Origin of the sequence: Echinicola marina (genome assembly GCF_020463795.1) — a bacterium.
Classification (GTDB): domain Bacteria; phylum Bacteroidota; class Bacteroidia; order Cytophagales; family Cyclobacteriaceae; genus Echinicola; species Echinicola marina.
The window spans coordinates 2,026,951-2,045,211 of record NZ_CP080025.1 but is presented as its reverse complement, the minus strand read 5'-3'; the positions used below and the strand labels follow the sequence as shown (position 1 = coordinate 2,045,211).

The 18,261-nt window shown below is 37.4% G+C and carries 16 protein-coding genes; 9 read left to right on the top strand and 7 right to left on the bottom strand.

The window, feature by feature from the left end:
* Positions 1–3 precede the first annotated feature (3 nt).
* A complete protein-coding gene (locus tag KZP23_RS08550; RefSeq protein WP_226335807.1) occupies positions 4–1,617 on the bottom strand; it encodes a TlpA family protein disulfide reductase in 1,614 nt (537 codons plus the stop codon).
* A 604-nt stretch (positions 1,618–2,221) separates the two neighbouring features.
* Complete coding sequence (locus KZP23_RS08545) at positions 2,222–2,374, bottom strand: hypothetical protein (RefSeq protein WP_226335806.1); 153 nt, start codon at positions 2,372–2,374, stop codon at positions 2,222–2,224.
* A gap of 326 nt (positions 2,375–2,700) precedes the next feature.
* Here KZP23_RS08545 and KZP23_RS08540 point away from each other — a divergent pair, with 326 nt between their 5' ends.
* The 6 genes from KZP23_RS08540 (at position 2,701) to KZP23_RS08515 (ending at position 6,449) form a co-directional block, all read left to right on the top strand.
* Positions 2,701–2,928: a helix-turn-helix domain-containing protein gene (locus KZP23_RS08540; protein WP_226335805.1), complete on the top strand. Its 228-nt coding sequence runs from the start codon at positions 2,701–2,703 to the stop codon at positions 2,926–2,928.
* Positions 2,929–3,202: 274 nt separating this feature from the next.
* Entirely contained in the window at positions 3,203–3,616 is a 414-nt protein-coding gene (locus KZP23_RS08535) for a DUF6602 domain-containing protein (RefSeq protein ID WP_226335803.1), read from the top strand.
* 99 nt (positions 3,617–3,715) lie between these two features.
* Positions 3,716–4,084, top strand: a complete 369-nt coding sequence (locus tag KZP23_RS08530; protein WP_226335802.1) for a hypothetical protein — start codon at positions 3,716–3,718, stop codon at positions 4,082–4,084.
* A gap of 254 nt (positions 4,085–4,338) precedes the next feature.
* Entirely contained in the window at positions 4,339–5,157 is an 819-nt protein-coding gene (locus tag KZP23_RS08525; protein ID WP_226335801.1) for an FRG domain-containing protein, read from the top strand.
* A 525-nt stretch (positions 5,158–5,682) separates the two neighbouring features.
* Positions 5,683–5,856 carry a hypothetical protein gene (locus tag KZP23_RS08520; protein ID WP_226335799.1) on the top strand — a complete coding sequence of 58 codons (174 nt, stop codon included), beginning with the start codon at positions 5,683–5,685 and terminating at the stop codon, positions 5,854–5,856.
* Entirely contained in the window at positions 5,832–6,449 is a 618-nt protein-coding gene (locus KZP23_RS08515) for a hypothetical protein (RefSeq protein ID WP_226335798.1), read from the top strand. The genes KZP23_RS08520 and KZP23_RS08515 overlap by 25 nt, the downstream gene beginning before the upstream one ends.
* Before the next feature lie 147 nt (positions 6,450–6,596).
* Here the strand turns inward: KZP23_RS08515 and KZP23_RS08510 are convergent, their stop codons facing one another.
* On the bottom strand, positions 6,597–8,750 hold the full coding sequence (locus tag KZP23_RS08510) for a KAP family P-loop NTPase fold protein (protein ID WP_226335797.1): 2,154 nt from the start codon (positions 8,748–8,750) through the stop codon (positions 6,597–6,599).
* Positions 8,751–9,067: 317 nt separating this feature from the next.
* Between KZP23_RS08510 and KZP23_RS08505 the strand changes: the two genes are divergently transcribed.
* Positions 9,068–10,093: an AAA family ATPase gene (locus KZP23_RS08505; RefSeq protein WP_226335796.1), complete on the top strand. Its 1,026-nt coding sequence runs from the start codon at positions 9,068–9,070 to the stop codon at positions 10,091–10,093.
* 7 nt (positions 10,094–10,100) lie between these two features.
* On the opposite strand, the gene KZP23_RS08500 is transcribed toward KZP23_RS08505, so the two are convergent.
* Positions 10,101–12,572 (bottom strand): S8 family peptidase, encoded by a 2,472-nt coding sequence (locus KZP23_RS08500; RefSeq protein ID WP_226335794.1) that lies wholly within the window; start codon positions 12,570–12,572, stop codon positions 10,101–10,103.
* A gap of 319 nt (positions 12,573–12,891) precedes the next feature.
* On the opposite strand from KZP23_RS08500, the gene KZP23_RS08495 reads away from it, so the two are divergent.
* On the top strand, positions 12,892–13,557 hold the full coding sequence (locus tag KZP23_RS08495; RefSeq protein WP_226335793.1) for a hypothetical protein: 666 nt from the start codon (positions 12,892–12,894) through the stop codon (positions 13,555–13,557).
* Between the two features lie 198 nt (positions 13,558–13,755).
* Here KZP23_RS08495 and KZP23_RS08490 read toward each other — a convergent pair whose 3' ends face one another.
* Both KZP23_RS08490 and KZP23_RS08485 read right to left on the bottom strand, forming a co-directional pair.
* Positions 13,756–14,124, bottom strand: coding sequence for a hypothetical protein (locus KZP23_RS08490; protein ID WP_226335791.1), 369 nt, complete (start codon positions 14,122–14,124; stop codon positions 13,756–13,758).
* Between the two features lie 483 nt (positions 14,125–14,607).
* Entirely contained in the window at positions 14,608–16,317 is a 1,710-nt protein-coding gene (locus KZP23_RS08485) for an erythromycin esterase family protein (protein WP_226335789.1), read from the bottom strand.
* 495 nt (positions 16,318–16,812) lie between these two features.
* On the opposite strand from KZP23_RS08485, the gene KZP23_RS08480 reads away from it, so the two are divergent.
* Complete coding sequence (locus tag KZP23_RS08480; RefSeq protein ID WP_226335788.1) at positions 16,813–17,727, top strand: bestrophin family protein; 915 nt, start codon at positions 16,813–16,815, stop codon at positions 17,725–17,727.
* 121 nt (positions 17,728–17,848) lie between these two features.
* On the opposite strand, the gene KZP23_RS08475 is transcribed toward KZP23_RS08480, so the two are convergent.
* Positions 17,849–18,001, bottom strand: a complete 153-nt coding sequence (locus KZP23_RS08475) for a hypothetical protein (protein ID WP_226335787.1) — start codon at positions 17,999–18,001, stop codon at positions 17,849–17,851.
* Positions 18,002–18,261 lie beyond the last annotated feature (260 nt).

Genomic DNA, 18,261 nt, shown 5'->3' with positions numbered 1-18,261 from the left:
TGTTCAATGATCGGTGTTTTGCTTCAATATGTCTTCCAGTAAGGGGATAAGCTCATTAGCGCTTTTCTGGAGCCCTCCGGTCTGGATCACCCTTCCCTTTTGGTCTAAAAGCACCTGATAGGGAAAACCATAGATATTGAAGTATTTCAGCAAAGGATGGTCAAATCCCTTTGTGGTCAGGTTGGTCCCTTTTGGGTTGGTGTAATTACCGGAACTGATGCTCTTTAGCCACCTCTGCGTGCTAGGATCAGCGGAAATGGAAACGATCTGGAAGTCCTGCTTATCAGAGAAATGATCCTCCAAGGGGCGAAGGGTATTCTTATAAAAACCTATGCAGGCCTTACAGCCGGTGTACCAAAAATCGATCAGGCTTACCTTTCCTTTGAGCTTGTCCAAGGGTACTTCCCCTCCATTGGTGTCCAAAAGGGAAAAGTCGGGCAAAGTGCTCTTTTCAGTATTTATACCGACATACTTATTAAAAAGCTCCATCACCCAAGGGGTGGTCGTATGATGGATAGCCTCTGCCAAAAACCGTTGCCTGTCTGACGGGTCCAGTCTTTGAAAATCAGAAGTAAGGTATTTGGTCAATAGGATATCCCTTATCCCGGGAGCATAGCGCTCACCTATCGCCGTTATAAAGTCCATGCCCATGAACTTCATCCTGGCCCTGTTCTTTTCGAACAGGTAATCCATATAGCCCAAAGCATTTGTCATCACAGCAAGGGAAAATTCTTCCTCTGGAAGATCCCTTATCCAATCGTCATATAGCTGGCGGACTTCCTCCTCCAATGCCTTGTCATCCAGTTTCCGGACAGCCGCCCAGAGGTATTTGTGCACGCCCCTGAGCCATACCGCCCGCCTAGTCCCGATGCTGTTCGCTTCAAGGATTTGAAGGGCAAAGGGGTCAACTTTATCCCTGTATCTACGGAGCACCTCTGACTGGCGATCAGGAGCTGATAGTGATTCATATTGGGATATCAGGTCCTGGAGCTGGTCCCGCCCATTTTCGATTATGCTAACTCCCCTGCCCAGGCCATTATTGCTTTCGCTAAAGGCCCTTCGCTTCCCTTCATCCTCCAAAACGGCCTTCCTGTCCGGGACATGGAGAGGCACCTTCTGGTTAAAGGAAGAATGGGCCCGAGCCAACTCCAGGTCCCGCTGGCACTGATAGAAATCAGCCGAAGGGCCTGCAAAGACCAATATTCTGTTTCTTGAATCTATGCTGACCTTGATGCTGTCCCCGGCGCGTACCAGGTACCGGTCCAAGAACGTCTGGTCACCATCCCCCAGACTAAAGTAGCCGTAATCCGAAAATGCGGGAACCTTTATGGTAAAGGTCTGCTTTCGGGCAGTACCCGCATAAACCGTTCCCCATTTAGGGTTAGCACCAATCTTGAGCGGGGCAGGCATTTTGGTGAAACGGTTGAGATAATGGTTCCAAAAGGTCAGGATTACCGTGTCCGAGGGTGTCCTGCTGCTGATCTCCCCGTACACCAGCACCGGAGCCGGAGCAGTATCCAATCCCATGATGGCAGGAGGTGTAGCAACTTGACTGAATGTATTGCTTCCAAAAAGGCATAGCAATGCCAGTAAGCTGTTTTTCGTTAACGCTTTCATAGTTATAAAGGTCTTTGTAGAAATATTGGAATGCTTGGTCTAGCGTCTTTTTAGATGTTAGACACAAGACGCTAGATAAAAGACTTGGTTACGGAGGCGATAACGCCCTCAAACCCGTCATTGCCTGCCTGCTGCAGGCAGGCGATGACCAGAGGGAAGAAGCAATCTCACCTAGCGAAGCCATAAATACCCCCACCTAGCCTCCCCCTTAAAGGGGAGGAACCGACCTCGTTTACGAGATCGAGAAGTCCCCTTTAAGGGGGATTTAGGGAGTAAGTCTGACATCTAGTGTCTTTTCCAACACTTCTACATTTATAATAAATTGATTAAATCCCAGCGCTAATAAAGCTCCGGGACAGGCTACCCTACCAGACGCCAATGATCTTCCGGAGAACCATGTAGCGAATGCAACCTGCGAATTGCGATATGTTAGTATCAAGACTTTAGTATCAAGTATCTAGAATGAGCGACACCAGTAATCTTGATGGTTTAAAAATAGATACCGAGCAACCGGATTGATGGTGCTTTTTAATATTTGAAATGGAGTATATATAATATGGTGTACACTATCCATTATATACTCCATTTCACTACCCAAATGATATTAGATAGGATTTTTAGGTTTACGACGGAAGCCCAGGTCGAAATTGGTGACACCAGATTGGTAAGGGGCAAAAACAGCGGATTTCTGTTCATTACTCTTCACTTTTTCCACCCAAGGGTCAAACGCTGAAAAATGATTTGTTTTTTGTTCCATAGCATTAATATTTTTATGGAACGTCTTTGATAGGCAACATCAAAAAAGATGGCGTGAACTCAGCCTATCCGTCACTTGGTACCTAGGAAGAACCTTGAACACGAACAAGCGAGCTCACGCCAATGGCGTGAGCATTTCACTTATTGCCTTGTGTTCAGAGAAATTTCCTAGGTTTCAGTGACAAGACGTAAAGTGCGATGCCTAAATATTTTAAGTATCGCAAGTTATAAATTAACTATTTCATTTATAGAGCTAATCTATAAATGAAATACAAATAACGCAAATATGCGCTAATAAAAAATTAATATTTCTATGACCTTGCTCCAATGAAAAACTTTCGAGACCAGGATTTCATTAATAAGGTTGGAAAAAAAATTGTTGAGTTGAGAAAATCGAAAGATATATCCCAGGAAGATTTGGTAGAATATACGGGATTTACATTAAGTCAAATAGGAAGAATAGAAAGAGGAGAGATAAATACAAGTATCAGCCACATTTATGCAATAGCCAAAGCTTTAAAAGTACCTCCTAAAGATATTTTTGATATTGAATAAATACACAAAGCTTCCATGATGGGAGTTTTTTGTTTTTGGGGGATTGGTGAAAAATACCTTAGATGGGGTATTTTTTAGGAAGTGGGAGTTATTTAATTTTGGAGGATATGTTTGATTGTAAATGATTACATGTATTTGGTAAGCTTTTGTAATTGGATAAATAGCCTTGAAATAATTTATTTGATTTTTCTTGGAAATTAGGATATATAAGAAATATGCTCAATGGGTTTAAAACCTCATTAACAGCAATAAATTAGAAATTAAATAGGTTAACATGAAAACATCATTTCTATATGGCAACTATGTGAAAACTTTAAACGACAAATTCATTAGACGATTAGAAGATATCGAAGCCGAATTTAATTTTGATTATGGTGACGAATTTGAAATTGCCATTTGTGAAATCTTGAGAAGTTTTCTTCCCCAAAAATTTGGAATCTGCCGAGGATTTGTAGTTGACAGTAAAGGAAATACAGCAGGTGACGATATTATTATTTACGACCAAGAAAGATTTCCAACCTTAAAATTAGTCCATAGAAATGATTATTCCAGAAAGGAAAAAATTCCTATAGAAGCTGTTTACGCATATATCGAAGCGAAACATAATATCTTAATTAATGACGATCCAAACAAATGTGTATTAAGAAAGGCCATAGCACAATGCACTTCTGTTAAAGAATTATGTTGACAACGAATAAAAACAGAATTATATCAAAACGACCCTTATTTTACTGAAACTAATAGAAAAATAACTCCGATTGATTGGTTACCAACATACAGAAACCCAGTGCTTGGAATCATTATTTCAAGACATATCGGATATATAAAAAATAGGCTAACCGATGAAAATGAAATTGATTCCTTACTAAATAAAATACCTCTTGAAATGAATCCTCATTTTCCTGAATTAATTATTGCAGGGCAACATAACATGTTATGTCCAGCTTACGATACCGGTAAAGAAATCAAATCAACTCTTTTTATGCTTACAGAAAAAAGATATGGTGTTGATGTTGTGATTAGAAATAACTTGTCATATGGTATTGGGCTTGCTCATTTATTTGCTGCGATTGACTGGATTAGACTCGGTAGAATGCCTTGGTCAGATATATTAAATGACGCTAAAAAAGACGACTATACACCACAAAATTTTTAAATAATTTTGTGGTGTGCCATTAATTGTTTGTACTACACAAAAATCGCTCTAATACTACAAAATCTTGGCCAGCATTCAGGATTGGTAAATTATCCTAAGTGGAGTATTTGATTTAATTGTTCTTTATTTTTGGGCGATATGTTCAACTGTAAATGATTAAAAATGAATTTGATAGAGCTTAGAAGGCCTTTTTTGAAAATTAAGATATTAGAGAAATCTGTGCAGTGCGTATATACGATCGTTACCCTCCATTTATGCAAAGCTTAATAGATTTAACAAACGATATACATTTAAATTTTTCTCAGGAGTTCATTTCCCTTGAAGTTTTCGATTTTAAGGAAAAGAAAAAGATGCTTAAGAAGCAACCTAAATACCTCTTCAGAGGAGAAAGGACTGAGTTATGGATTGAAACCAAATCAACATTTAGTCGGAACCTTCTTGGAAAACCACTTTTTAACGAGGTCAACCATTGGATATCTGGACATCATTATGCAAATCCAAATTTTAGGACAAACACGTTTAGTCTATACTATTTCTTAAGAGAAGCTGTGTTCGGATTGACTCCATCTGATCAAAATCCAGATCCCAATATCGAATTGTCAATTATTGGGATCATGCAACATTACGATTTTGACACATCCTTTTTCGACCTAACAAGTGACCTGAATATTGCTGCATATTTTGCAACTTTAGGATCTAACATTGGTGATATTGGCCAACTTATGATTGTTTCAACAAAATCTATTGAGGACAAATACTTTGATTTATCTCAAGAAGTTGCAAATAGGCCCAAAACTCAAAGTTCATTTGTACTCTGGGGTACTCCTGATTTGAATTTAAAATCAAATACTTTTACAGAAGAATATGGTGTTTTGTGGCGGAAATTCCAGGTTACTCAGGAGGATATTGAAAGGTTTAGAACTTTAAAAGTTTTATCAACCAAAGGTGATCGAATAGCTCAAGAAATATATGATTGGTATGATTGCCGCATTGATGGTAACACCGAAATTACCTGTGAAACGTCTGGCTACTTTAAGAATAAGATCGATAACCTAAAACAATACGGAGGGTAGTCGAGTAGGTAAAGGGGTATCTCACCCCTAAACGCTCACTACCTGTCCAGACATAATATGAGAACCGTATCCCTCTATTGTGCGACAGGCAGTGAACCACTTGATTCATACGGCTTTTATTATGCAGTCGGTTAACAGTCCATTAAGTTAGACTAATTTGTATCCCAACTCCCAGTGATAGAAAAGGTTTGGATAAGAGACAAAAAACTGTCTAAGTGCATTCACCTTGAAGCCTTAGAAACGCCTGAAAAACTCCGTCATGAAAAGGACCACAAAACGCAAATTCTCAAAGCACTTCACCCGCTTCATCCAACTATGTTTTAACCGCAATCTTGATAGTCTTAAGAAAATAGTGGATATAACGGTTTGATTTGTGCCATCCTTTTCGGCCAAACTGGGCCATTTCCATTTCATTATAAATGGAATTCCCCACCTAATACCGAGTTAGTATTGGGCCAAGTACAACTATGACTAGAACATATTAAGCGAATTTCGTACATTTGTATTAAAAGGTGATTAGAAAAAATGGAAGATAAAGAATTGGACAATTTTATAAACATCCTTGAGCAATACAAGGTGAAAGTATCCAAAAGCAAGTCTGCTTCGAGAAAATTTCTAGTAGAACTTGGTATCGTTACGGAAAAGGGTAATCTCAAGAAGAATTATAAACATCTATGTATTCCACAAGAACAGGCTTAGTTCTTGGATTCCATGGGTGTGATAAATCAGTTGTTGATAAAGTTTTAAACGGACACCAGAGCCTCCGTGTTAGTAATAATAAATATGACTGGTTGGGAAATGGCGTGTATTTTTGGGAAAACAGCCCATCTAGAGCTCTGGAATATGCAACCCATCTCAAAAACAATCCCGGCAAAGCTGTTAACCCCATAAAAGAGCCAGCTGTAATTGGAGCAGTACTGAATTTAGGATATTGCTTGGATCTATTAGATTATCAGAATTTAAAGCTTCTTAAGCTTGGCCACCAGATTTTAGTTGAATCGTATAATGCATCCGGATATAACATACCTAAAAACAAAGTCATAGGTGATTTAAGAGAATTACTTCTCAGAGAATTAGATTGCGCAGTTATTGAGACTTTACATAAGGTTAGAAAAGAAAAAAAGCTGCAACAATTCGATTCAGTGAGAGGAGTTTTTTGGGAAGGTGAAGAACTTTATCCAAATGCTGGATTTAGAGAAAAAGACCATATCCAGATATGCATAAGAAACCCAAATTGCATTAAAGGCTACTTCTTACCCAAGGAAATAGATAAATCCCATCCTAAAGTATAAAAAAGCACCTTATTGATAAAAGTTTATATAATCTGCCACTAGTCAAGCTGATCAGGGGAAATCCCCCCTTGACCCTCTAACGATCTGTCCCGCCATAGTGTGAGAACCTTATTGCAAAATCCCACAAAACCGGCAATGAAGATCTCTTTATACTTCTTCGATATTAGTCTTGTGAATCTTCTGAAACCAGCCCACCAACTGCTCCTCTGACAATTCATCTATATCTGACTCAGGGCTAAACTCAGAATGATCTCCAAATAGTAGGACTGATGTTTCGAAAAAGAAATCCATATCCATCACTCCAGACAATTGCTTATAAAATTCTTCACTAAAATGAGATTTGTATTTTTTGGTAAGTGACTTTCTACTACTATTTGAGGAATGAGAATAGGTTGTTTGGCTGTATGCGCACAATAATTTCATAAAGTTACTGTTGTCTGATTCCATCCATTCCTTCAATTCATTTCTCAATGTTTTTGGTTCGATTTCTCCGCCTATATTTAGCATATATCGAAAATGGGCATCATAAAGATGATTATATAATTGGTCTAGTGAATACTGTTTTTTACATCTTGAATATAAGACTTTAGAAGCTTCCTTCAATTCTGTATCCAATAATACGACCTCCTTGGATTTGCTATTAGGATGAAGTAAGCGCCATATTTCAAAGGCGAAATTCATCGGCCATGCTCTACCCAATATTTTCTTCACTAAAGTCATTCTTTCAGTCTCATCTTGATTCTCAATAGCAGAAAGAATAAAATGAGCCATTTGTTGCTGCGCAGCCATTATTCTAAATCCACCAGAATCTTTTTCTGGGAAATACTCCCCCATCAAGCATAAATTGAGCGCAATGATAAGCTTCGTTTCACTATCAAATGACTCTTCTAAAAACTGTAACTTTAATGCCACATCCTCAGGTTTCATATGGATAAATAAATCCATTAATTCCTTTTGGTGATTAATAAAGTCATGCTGAGAGATTTGCTCAGTTACATGATCGAAAACCACATCAGAAATTTCTCCTTCTAAAACCACATAAGTAAAATACCGTTCAAAATAACGGCCAGAGCACAATCTTTTTCCTTTATAAAAGTCTCTCCAAGTCTTATAAGAATGGGATTGATGTCCTAGCACCTCCTCCAAATTAGGAAATAAATTGGTAATGATTTGCTTTATAATCTTCCTGTCTCCATGATTATAAACATCTATATGCGCTTCAATTTGGCCTCTCGCATCTTCAATCTTCTGATGATATGTATTTGTAAATCTGTCACTTTCACTGTAATCCCTCGTCAGTAAGCCTGAATTATCTCTGATGAAATTATATATGCCTGGCATGGTTACTTTAACCCCTTCTATCATCAAAAGATCCACGACATTCACTTCTCCTTTGAGCATAGGTATCAAAAAAGAAATAGCATTTGTGTACCGAACTGCGATTCTTGGCGTGGTTATCAGTCTTAAAAAACACTTATCAAAATATTCTATAAATCGATATATTTCATCTTCCGATAAACTTATCCCATTATCATTTAGCGCCTTATTTACAGCGTCCAAAGTATATTTTCTTAAAGCAGATAGTTGGGCTTTTGGCAGTCTAAGCGGTAGTTGTATGATTTTTTCGAGATAATCATATCCACCCTTCGCATAACACCCGTCCAAAGCAGCAGCTACTAATTCATCATCAAAGGAAAGTAAATAAACGGTGTTTTTGAAGTTTGCTACCAGCTTGATCAGCCGAAAGACGATTTGGATTTCATTTATATCCAATCTATCAATATCATCTATAATAACAACTACTCTTTTATCTACTTCCTCCAAAGCTGTATTGACCCTTTCCTTATATTGATTTATCGAGGTCTCAGACAATTTCTTGCCCAATACCTCCATAATTTCCTTGCCATTAAAGCCTACAAAATTTCCCACTGCACCAATGGCTTTTCCATATTCCAAAAGTGCTTCCCCAACCTTCTCCTTCTTACTTTTTAATGGCCTGTCAATTTCAGAAGCCAGGATATTAAAAAAGGTCAGTAGTAATTGGTCCTCATTAGAAAAGAGCCAAGGATTAAACTCTACGATTATGATATCATCCTTTTGTTCTAAATCCTTCTTAATAAAATTTAGGACAGAGGATTTTCCTTCTCCCCATTTACCGTAAATCCCCACTACAAAAGACCCCAAACTCTTACTTTCCTCAATTACGGAAGCTATTCTACTTGCAAAAGGATACCGCTGAAAAGCATCTTCTTCTTTATTTGTAACCGGTAAATCGTCTAACATGGAATTGGTTTCTGACATGAGTTAAAAATTAAGTTTTTTTTCTTATTATTTAGAGGGTATCCCTAAAGCATAATACCATCAAAACCAATATGAATTATAGCTGAAACATTACATTGTAAGTAATAAAATGCTTACTTTGTATATATAAATATATACATATGTAAATATATGTATGATAGGTGCTATAATTAATTTTAGAAAGGATCCTCCTCATTCCTTTTAGAATCAGGCATTTATTTCAGATAATTTTCTCGATTTTTTGGGAATTATTGTCGATAGTAAATGTTCAGTCAATTGGCAGAAATAAGTCAGAAATAAATTACAATCATATTGTCGTGAAGCAATTTGACTATATAAAAGAAATCGCACGTTTTGGACTCGAAAATGATCAGGAAAAACTGAAGGATTCTCTTCAGGAACTGATAGAGTATGCCCGAAAAACGAGAAAGACCAATCTCGCGATACAGTTGCAGTCAATTCTTAAAGATGGATTGCGACAGCAGTATACCTTATCTACTGGTAAAACCAGTTCTGGCATCCATTTGGACAATATGGGAAATAAGGCAATGGATGAGCTTATCCTGGACCAAGTGACATCTGATTATAAAATGGATGATCTCATTTGCAGTGATCAGGTTAAAGATTCCTTGGGACATTTTATCATCGAACATCAAAAAAAATCGCTTTTACAAGCATTAGAATTGCCTGTGGCCCACAAAACCCTTTTTTATGGACCTTCGGGTTGTGGAAAAACCTTAGCATCCTATGTGATAGCAGGTGAGCTTCAGAAAATGTTACTTGTAGTAAATCTGGGGGCCATCGTTTCGTCAAAGCTTGGAGAAACCAGTAAAAACTTAGCTAAAGTCTTTAAAAAAGCTGCATCAGGAGATTATATTCTTTTCTTAGATGAATTTGATTCATTGGGAAAAATCCGTGATTACAGTCAGGATCATGGGGAAATGAAACGGGTGGTCAATACCATACTGCAGTTATTTGACTATCTACCCCAATCGACTATCGTAATAGCCGCCACCAATCAAGCGGATATGCTAGATGATGCTCTAATCAGAAGGTTTGATACCCAAGTTAAATTTGAACTCCCGGGAGATAGGGAGATTGAAGAACTTGTCAATCTTACATTAAAGCGAGGAGTTTTTCAACTCAGTGATAAGAAAGCTACAAAATCCCTTATAAAGGAATTAGTAGGACTTTCTTATTATACTATCCAAAAAACACTGATTATGGCCATGAAAAGGAGCCTATACCAATTGGAAACCGATCTGGTTCCCCATCAGGTAGAAATCAACTTGGATATATGGAAAGATCTTATTGCAAGAGAAAAGCAGGCATTAATAAAGTAAACAAGGTTTAAATTCCCCCCTCAACCGAAGACCCCGCTTCCAAATCGGCAATTGATTCCAAATCATTCAGTATCCTTAATTCTTCGTAAAGGTTTTCGTGTAGCTCTGATTTTTTGTTTTTCTGAAGTTCCCATATTGATACCACTAAAGAAAAAGGATGCTCCTGTTCCTGTAATCTTCTCAAATCAGATTCTGGAATATTCTTCTTGCCCCTGCTCCTTATTACTAAAGCTACTGAAGGATCATTCTCATCAAAATGATGTGATGATATATTGAACCTGATTTGTTGAACGTTTGATAACATTCTATCTTCGATAGCATAATGATCCTCAGACCATGATTGCCCACTCTTAAGGAGATAATCTTTTATTTCATTTTCTGCAATGACCTCTACAGCTTTGGACTTGAATACTCCGAACGACATGTGAAGTGGTAGGTAACCTGTTTGGCTATGTTCCACTGGTAAAAACTTATAAACCAGTGTGGCCGATATTGCTATCTTATTTTCTGTGGTCAAGACCCATTCCGGGAAGATAAGAGGAAATCGATATATATGGTCAAGCTCCACTTCTTCTTCAAGGACAAAAGTCATCGAATTAGAATCGTTAGCCAATAATCTTTCCTCTTGGGGCTTACCATAACCGGACAACTTATAATAAAGGTCTTTATTTCCATTTGAAGAAAAGTGCTCTGGAAGTTTATTGGATGTAGGTGTATTTCCCGTATTAATCAATAATGCCTTTACAGAGGTCATCCTAAGACCTGGGTATTCCTTGAGTAATTGTGCGGCCAACGAGGTCACTAATGGAGCAGCCAAACTGGTTCCTGCCATTCTTCCATAAAAAGGTTCTCTGGGATCCAAGGAGCTTCTTAGTACTTCCATGGCCGCCTCAGCACTAAGATAATCCCCTCCTTCCATTACCAAATCAGGTTTACGGAGGTTTTTATTTATTTGGGTTTGTTTTAATCTGCTACCGTTTAGAACAACCGAAAAATCCAGGTGACATTTCCTTGAATAGAAAGCGGGAAATTCTCTGGCAGGAGTTATCCCATAATTTATGGTCTTCTCAAAATTTCCTGCCAATGCTCCCACCGACAGCAAATTCATACCTTCAGAAGGCTCCTGTATATTCGTCAGTTCACACAGATGAAATCCATCTGTATTTTCAGGATCATAGAAAAAGCTGGGGTAATGCGTATTAGGACTTATTTCTCCCGAAGAAATCAGATCGCCCAAATCATCCAATCTATAATTACCTACTGAATTAATGATCAAAACATCTAATTGATAAGATAATTTATCCAATTCATAAGCTAGTTTACCAACTGGATCATTATAATTTTTATTACCAGGAAGATTAAGTGAAATATTGAATATTTTGATTCCGTAAGAGAGGTGTAGATCCCTTATATCATTGATCAAAGCAACTATGTTCAAGTCATCATTTTCCTGATGGATTACTTTTAAAACAGCCAGTTTTGCTTTAGCTCGAATTACCTTCAAGTCTTCATTGAAAAAATCCGTTCCCAGAGCTACTAACCCGGCCACTGCTGTCCCATGACCTGCTTCATCCCAAAAAGCACCCATTCCAGTATGATCTATAGCTATCGAGGTTACAACATCCATTAGCGGTTCAACCTGAGCTTGAATACCCGTATCCACTATAGCGACAATGGGCAACTCATCCTCTACTATTACCTCAAAATCATAAGATTTCACAGGAGTAGCCACAATACTTGGCTTAACAATTGGCACCCTGGATGAGATTATCAATCTAATTATATCAAAATTATCCGCCAGAATATTTTTCAAATCTCGATTGGCATTCTTAATAAAAATGAGGTTTGCCCCCCTTGCATCCTGTTCATATTCCACTTTTTCTTTTTCCAAATAGTCAAAAAGAAATTCCAATTGAGCTTCAGCATCTTTGGCTTCAAGTATATCACAAATGTTTATAATAAGCCCTTCATTACCTGACAGTACTCCCCTTCTTCTATTAGCATCCAGTAATTTAAAATTGCTTATTAGAGCTATTCTTGCAAAACTTTTTCCTAGGTGAGAGCTCCCTTTTGGCAATGATATTACCTCCTTTAAATGATCTTGAAAATTCTTAAAAAGCATCCGATCTCTAACCTTGAAAAGTATATTTTTGTTGAATCCACTTCTTTCGATTGCATCCATTCCATATTCTCTAATGAAATGATTCTCTAAAGGCTTATCAAAAGAACTATGGAAGTCAACCTGAATTAGCTCTATAGTATTGGGAAGATTTAGTGTACGTTTTGAATCTCTACTGGAAACAGCATCCTCATAAGCTCCTAAAACAGTTTTTAAGTGGAGCTTCTTTTCCTCGGAAATTAGGGATTCCTTTTCTTTGTCATCTTTATCGGATTCCTCCGAATTTCTCCCTCTTGTTTTTCGAAATCCATTTCTGGCAGTGGACTGTTTGGTGAATAATAGGTGCGGAAAATTGGGCATAATTAAAAATCATTAAAAAACTCAATACAAAATTTAACTAATCAACGGGTAAAAATCAACACAATCTGTTTAAAAACAACTAAGAGTCAAAACTTAGCTTAATCAGTTGACATTAAAGTATCTTTTTTTAAAGATCTCATATCGAATAGGACTTCGTCCTTTTTAGAATTTCAATACCAGAACAATGACGTAAATAGTGACAAATAAACCTTCGCAAGAGTGTTAATTGAAAATATGACTTTTTTTCACGAATTTATAAAGTGATTTTTTTTGGAAATCAGAATGAAAGTTTGACTGTTTTAATTGAACTATAAGTACCATGATAAATAGAGAATATTTTTCAATATATGAAATTGACGAGGCATCCCTTTTGGATTTTTTTCTGGAGGTATTAGAAGCCAGAAAAGTCACTAAACTCGGAGAGGAAGAGATGGAACATCCCAGTAGTTTTTCCTATCAACTGGTTCATCTGACCTGGATGCTTCACAGCGGAAAGCTCAGGCTAGATACCAGTAAAACTGTCTGGACAGTCAGCCCAGTTCATGAAAAAGAGGTTCCTTTTGAGGGATATCAAAAGCTCATCATGGAGATGTCTTACCCGTCCTTATTTGAGCTGATCCGTGATTTACAACTGTGTTGGTTTAATACTTCCTTGATGTTCGGATTTAGCTTTGATTTGGATGCCAGCTGGTACAATAAGCAATTCTTTCCATTTGGATCTGTGTATAAGCATACTAGAGACCGAACCCTGATCAGTAAGGAGAAGGATGAGTATTGGCTGATCAGGCATCATGCCAGTGGATATATGGACAAAAAGGTGAGCTATATCCAAGATGATGAAGTACGGTATTTCCACCCTAAATCAAGGGAACTACGTGCACTAAGGAAGGGAAAACCTGTAAGAAGAAGAAAGACCTGTAAACCACTGGATCTGGAGAATTATGATCTATTCAGTAAGGCATTTAAACGTTTGAAGATGAATTGAAAGGATTGAAATATAAGAAGTCATACTTAAATATTCATGGCATTACTCAAAGTCATGCCATGAATATCGTTAAAAAGATCAACCTTATAATAACTGGTATTTGAAATGCCCCATTATCAATTTCATGCAATACCATTCAACATTTTACAATCTATTCTCACTCCTAGTCGAGAAAAGCACAGACCTATTAAAATAAAATCAGTCTTCAATCTTAAGAATTTTGTTCAATTCTTCTTCCAAATATGGAAAAACTCCTACTTCCGCACCCGAAATAGCTATTCCATCTTTTAAATGGAACGGAATAAAGTTCTTATTTTTCTTATCAACTGTATCAAGCTGATTTAAGCTAAAAAACTGTCTATTTTTATCATAAAAAATAGGCCATGGATATTCGAGTTTGGTTAATTCTTTAATAAGAAATTCTTTGTCTTTTCCTTCAAATATCGATACAATACCCACATCAGGATATTTACTTTTTAGCTCAGCCCATTGAAATTTAGGAGAAAAGATATGGAGGCTACTTTTATCAAAATTGTGATAGATGAGTATCTGGTGGTCACATGTCATACAAATACTATCTGATGTATTTTCAAGACTGAGGTGCTCTAGGTCCTCAGGATATATAATGGGCGATTTACCATTATTACAACTAAATAACCCGAAGATCAAGAAAATCATAATTGGCCTTATATAGTTAGAAAACATAAGTCTAAAAATTTTTAATTGAAGGAAGTAGCTCTATTACCCCCTTATAAAAACTCAAATCTTATCATTCATTAAAGTAGCAGTACACCATTTATACTGCTCATTAAAATGTTAATCTTTAAAACAAGGAAATATATTGTAAACAAAAAATACCCCACCTGGGGTATTTTTATCTGATAAGAACAGAAAAGCATTGATCCATACTGGAATTACAAATTCCTAGGATAGAAAGGTGTAGATACAATCTAAACCTAGTACGGGGGTCAAGCCAAAAACTCTAGCATAATCCCACTGAATGATCAACTAAATTAAAGCTCAGCTGTCTAATTAAGCTTCTTCAGCTCATTACATAAATTCATTAAAGTAGGGTAAAAGTTTTAAAGGTGATCCTTTTGGGAACCAAATGATTCCATCTAGTCTCTGGGAAACATTACCCAGGAAAAATTGATTCTCCTTAGGGAGTCCTCCCACAAATCGATACATAAGCATTTGATCTTTAAGCGAAGGAATGTCACGAATATTGCAATAGAAAGGGAAGCTTGACTGATCCATACAGTATTTTTCTATACTTAAAGGATGAGGTAAAGCCAGTTCTTGAATACTTGTTTTGTTATTTCCACTAATATATCCGGGCATTCCTTGAACTTCTCCCTCTCCAACCAAAATCCCAATTGCAAAATAATGGCCTCCAAAATGATTTGCCAGTCGCTTGCCCAAAGAGACAAAATCAGAATTATTTACTTTTTGCTTGTTAATATGTGATAGATGTGCGTAGATGACTGCCTGCTCTCTTTCTTCAAGGCGTTCTTCAACAAGCCTGATCACATTACTGGCCATAATCGAATCCCTTAGCTGATCATAAGATTGAGTGGAAGTGACATTTAAAGCCTGATTGTACCTTCGTGAATATTCTAGTAGTTGCCTGTAGTTTGATTTGCCAGCTTCTGCTTCCAGTCCCTTTTGGTTATTTTTGATATAGTTGCAAAGGCTATCAGGGTACAACTTGCTTGAATGGTGCCATAATCCTTTATAGTAACTTCCTTCTTTGTATTCTTTTATTTTCTTTTCCACCAACTCACGCCATTTCAAAGAGATATCCATCCCTGCTACAGATATCCTAGTTTTATTTTTAAGATTATACTCCCTTATCCAATCAAACAGTTCTTTGTTTTTAACTGTTAATCCAAAGAAGCCAACCTGAGGCATTTTTTGAGGAAAACTTTCTTCAGCCTTTCCCAAAACATAGTCATTCATTTTTAGCATGAAAAGATCCGGTAATTCAAAAATCACCAAACTGCAACTGCCATGTTCAATCAAGGCCTTTATCATTTCATTTTTGGCCTCCTGCATTTCCTCTACTCCATGGCTGCTTTCGCCAAGCCCAATGATTCTGCTATCACCAATATCCTCTATGATGTTTCTTATCTCTGATGGAAACTCTTTTATACTCTCATTTTTTACTGTTTCTTGTTCAGATTGGAGGTCAATAATTTCATCCAAATACTCATAATAATCCTTTCCATCAACTGTGATCTCCATATCATCCAGCCAGAGGATTCCTTCAGGGTTAACATCAAACTTCAAGAAAATAGCCTTTCCGTCCTTTAAAGTCAATTGGGTGTTGACCAGTTTCCAATCCTTACTTCTCGATAGGGATAGTTTTTGATGATTTACAGTGACTTTATCTTGGTCCTGGACCACTACTGTGAAATTGGATTCTGCCAGAAGGCTGGTCTTCATCCAAAAAGAAATATTGATTTTATTTGCGTCACCAGGCAAGGGAACCTTTTGAAAAACGTAATAGGGCATTTCTTTAAAGTACTTAGGGCTCTGCACCTCGATTTTTCCGGAAGCATAGCCTTCTTTTACATTGATCGTATCATGATGCAACATACCCATATAGCAACCACCAAACTGCCAATTCCCTTCAGTGGTCAAATAACTATTGTACTTATCAAAACTGAAGTTGTAGATATCCTGATGGGATCTTTTCAGGTAGTTGCCGCAGGAAGTAAAAAGTGTCACAAGAATGACCACATAAAAAGCTGTTCTCATAGTTTACCTAATCATATTTATCTGCAGACCCTAAAACTGAATTAAATCCTTATGAAAAATGGAGATATTTTAACCAAATGAAACATCTACAAAACGGTTGTTTTACTTTCAACAATAAGATAAAGGGCCCAAAATCACTTTCAATTTTCATCTTATTGGGTCAAACAATCGCAACCTTTTACCTTAATAATCCCTAAAAAGGTAAAATTACTCCTTGGATCGAAAAAATATTTTAGCCATAATTCCCTAAATTTATATAAGACCTTGGCTATTCTAGGCCTTTGCACTAAAAGTATTTTGCTCCTAGCCCCTACTATTTCATAGATGCTTATAATCCATAAAGTTGAACAACAGAGGGCATTGAGGGGTAACAGATTTTTATTGTAAGCTACAGGACTTTGGATCCTCTTAGGCGAAAAGTCTAAAATCCAATACCTGAGGTCCAATATATTTTTATTAAATTAGTTAGTTACCCTAAGCATAAACAGCCTGCAAATGATCATCACTCAAAACATAAGACTGGGAAGGATAGTCCGAGGAACCTGGAAAAACACCCTTATGGTGGCTTTCACCTGTTCGATGGCCTATTTGTTCTACTGGTATTTTATCCAGTACCATTTTGAAATGCCCGGCATTGTCCCCACCATCTTGGGCACTGCCCTGGCATTTTTTATTGGTTTCAACAATAACCAGGCTTATGACCGCTGGTGGGAAGCTCGAAAAATCTGGGGGGCTTTGGTCAATAGCTCCAGGACCTGGGCACGGAACATTATACACCTCCCTACCGCCAATGAAAGCTTCCATGGAGAAAATCTACAACTGATGAAGGAATATACTGTGAAACGCCATATCGCCTTTTTATATGCCCTAAAGGAAAAGTTACGGGGAAGCCATCAAGAGGAATACCGTAAATACCTCATTCAAAGTGATCTTGATATCATCAAAAATGAAAGCAATAAACACAATGCCATACTCAGCCTACAGACCATGGAGCTCAAAAGCTGGAAAAGGGATGGCTTGATAGATGGCTTTGAGTTTTTGGAGCTAAATGCAGCCATTACCAGTTTCTGTGATGAAATGGGCAAATCTGAACGGATCAAAAGCACCATTTTCCCTACCACTTATAATTATTATACCAAGATGTTTATCTGGCTGTTCAATATTGCCTTTACCTTGTCCGTAGCTCCTACCGTAGGCTGGAGGGCCATTGTTTTTGGAACCATCATTGGTTATGTCTTCCATACCATTCACTTTATTGGTAAGGCCATCGTGGACCCCTTTGAGCCTGTCCCTATGGGCATCCCCCTGGACCAGATCACCCGGACCATTGAGATCAACTTACTGGAATTGATCCATGAAGAACATATTCCAGCTCCAGTGAGTCCGATCAATGATGAGTATGTAATGTAGAGCTTAGTAGGGAGTATTGAGTATTGAGATATTAGAAATGAGATTGGAGATATTAGACTTAAAATTGGAACCACAGAGGACACAGAGCCTCCACAGAGATCCATGAGTCTTTTGGGAAAAATTAAACCCTTCCAACCTTTGAGCTTCCTCCGAAATCTTTGTGATAAAATCTTTCCTCTTTATTCTTTCCTCCTTCCTCTCCACACTTGATACTTACATCTTGATACTTGATACCAATTTGAAACCTGAGATTTGAAGTCTTTATTCTTGACATGAAAAATTAGACTAAAAATGGAAACACAGAGAACACAGAGCCTCCGCAGAGATCCCTGAGTCTTTTGGGAAAAATTAAACCCTTCCAACCTTTGAACTTCATCTGAAACTTTGTGGTAAATCTTTCCTCTTTATTCTTTCCTCCTTCCTCTCCACACTTGATACTAGCGTCTTGCTACTAGATACCAATTTGAGACCTGAGATTTGAAGTCTTTATTCTTGAAATGAAAAATTAGACTAAAAATGGAAACACAGAGAACA

What these genes read in the sequence shown, in the direction of transcription:
- KZP23_RS08550 (WP_226335807.1), bottom strand. Translation starts at nt 1,617, where the DNA reads ATGAAAGCGTTAACGAAAAACAGCTTACTGGCATTGCTATGCCTTTTT.
- KZP23_RS08510 (WP_226335797.1), bottom strand. Translation starts at nt 8,750, where the DNA reads ATGTCAGAAACCAATTCCATGTTAGACGATTTACCGGTTACAAATAAA.
- KZP23_RS08500 (WP_226335794.1), bottom strand. Translation starts at nt 12,572, where the DNA reads ATGCCCAATTTTCCGCACCTATTATTCACCAAACAGTCCACTGCCAGA.
- KZP23_RS08535 (WP_226335803.1), top strand. Translation starts at nt 3,203, where the DNA reads ATGAAAACATCATTTCTATATGGCAACTATGTGAAAACTTTAAACGAC.
- KZP23_RS08520 (WP_226335799.1), top strand. Translation starts at nt 5,683, where the DNA reads ATGGAAGATAAAGAATTGGACAATTTTATAAACATCCTTGAGCAATAC.
- KZP23_RS08485 (WP_226335789.1), bottom strand. Translation starts at nt 16,317, where the DNA reads ATGAGAACAGCTTTTTATGTGGTCATTCTTGTGACACTTTTTACTTCC.
- KZP23_RS08490 (WP_226335791.1), bottom strand. Translation starts at nt 14,124, where the DNA reads ATGACATGTGACCACCAGATACTCATCTATCACAATTTTGATAAAAGT.
- KZP23_RS08525 (WP_226335801.1), top strand. Translation starts at nt 4,339, where the DNA reads ATGCAAAGCTTAATAGATTTAACAAACGATATACATTTAAATTTTTCT.
- KZP23_RS08545 (WP_226335806.1), bottom strand. Translation starts at nt 2,374, where the DNA reads ATGGAACAAAAAACAAATCATTTTTCAGCGTTTGACCCTTGGGTGGAA.
- KZP23_RS08540 (WP_226335805.1), top strand. Translation starts at nt 2,701, where the DNA reads ATGAAAAACTTTCGAGACCAGGATTTCATTAATAAGGTTGGAAAAAAA.
- KZP23_RS08495 (WP_226335793.1), top strand. Translation starts at nt 12,892, where the DNA reads ATGATAAATAGAGAATATTTTTCAATATATGAAATTGACGAGGCATCC.
- KZP23_RS08515 (WP_226335798.1), top strand. Translation starts at nt 5,832, where the DNA reads ATGTATTCCACAAGAACAGGCTTAGTTCTTGGATTCCATGGGTGTGAT.
- KZP23_RS08475 (WP_226335787.1), bottom strand. Translation starts at nt 18,001, where the DNA reads ATGTCAAGAATAAAGACTTCAAATCTCAGGTTTCAAATTGGTATCAAG.
- KZP23_RS08480 (WP_226335788.1), top strand. Translation starts at nt 16,813, where the DNA reads ATGATCATCACTCAAAACATAAGACTGGGAAGGATAGTCCGAGGAACC.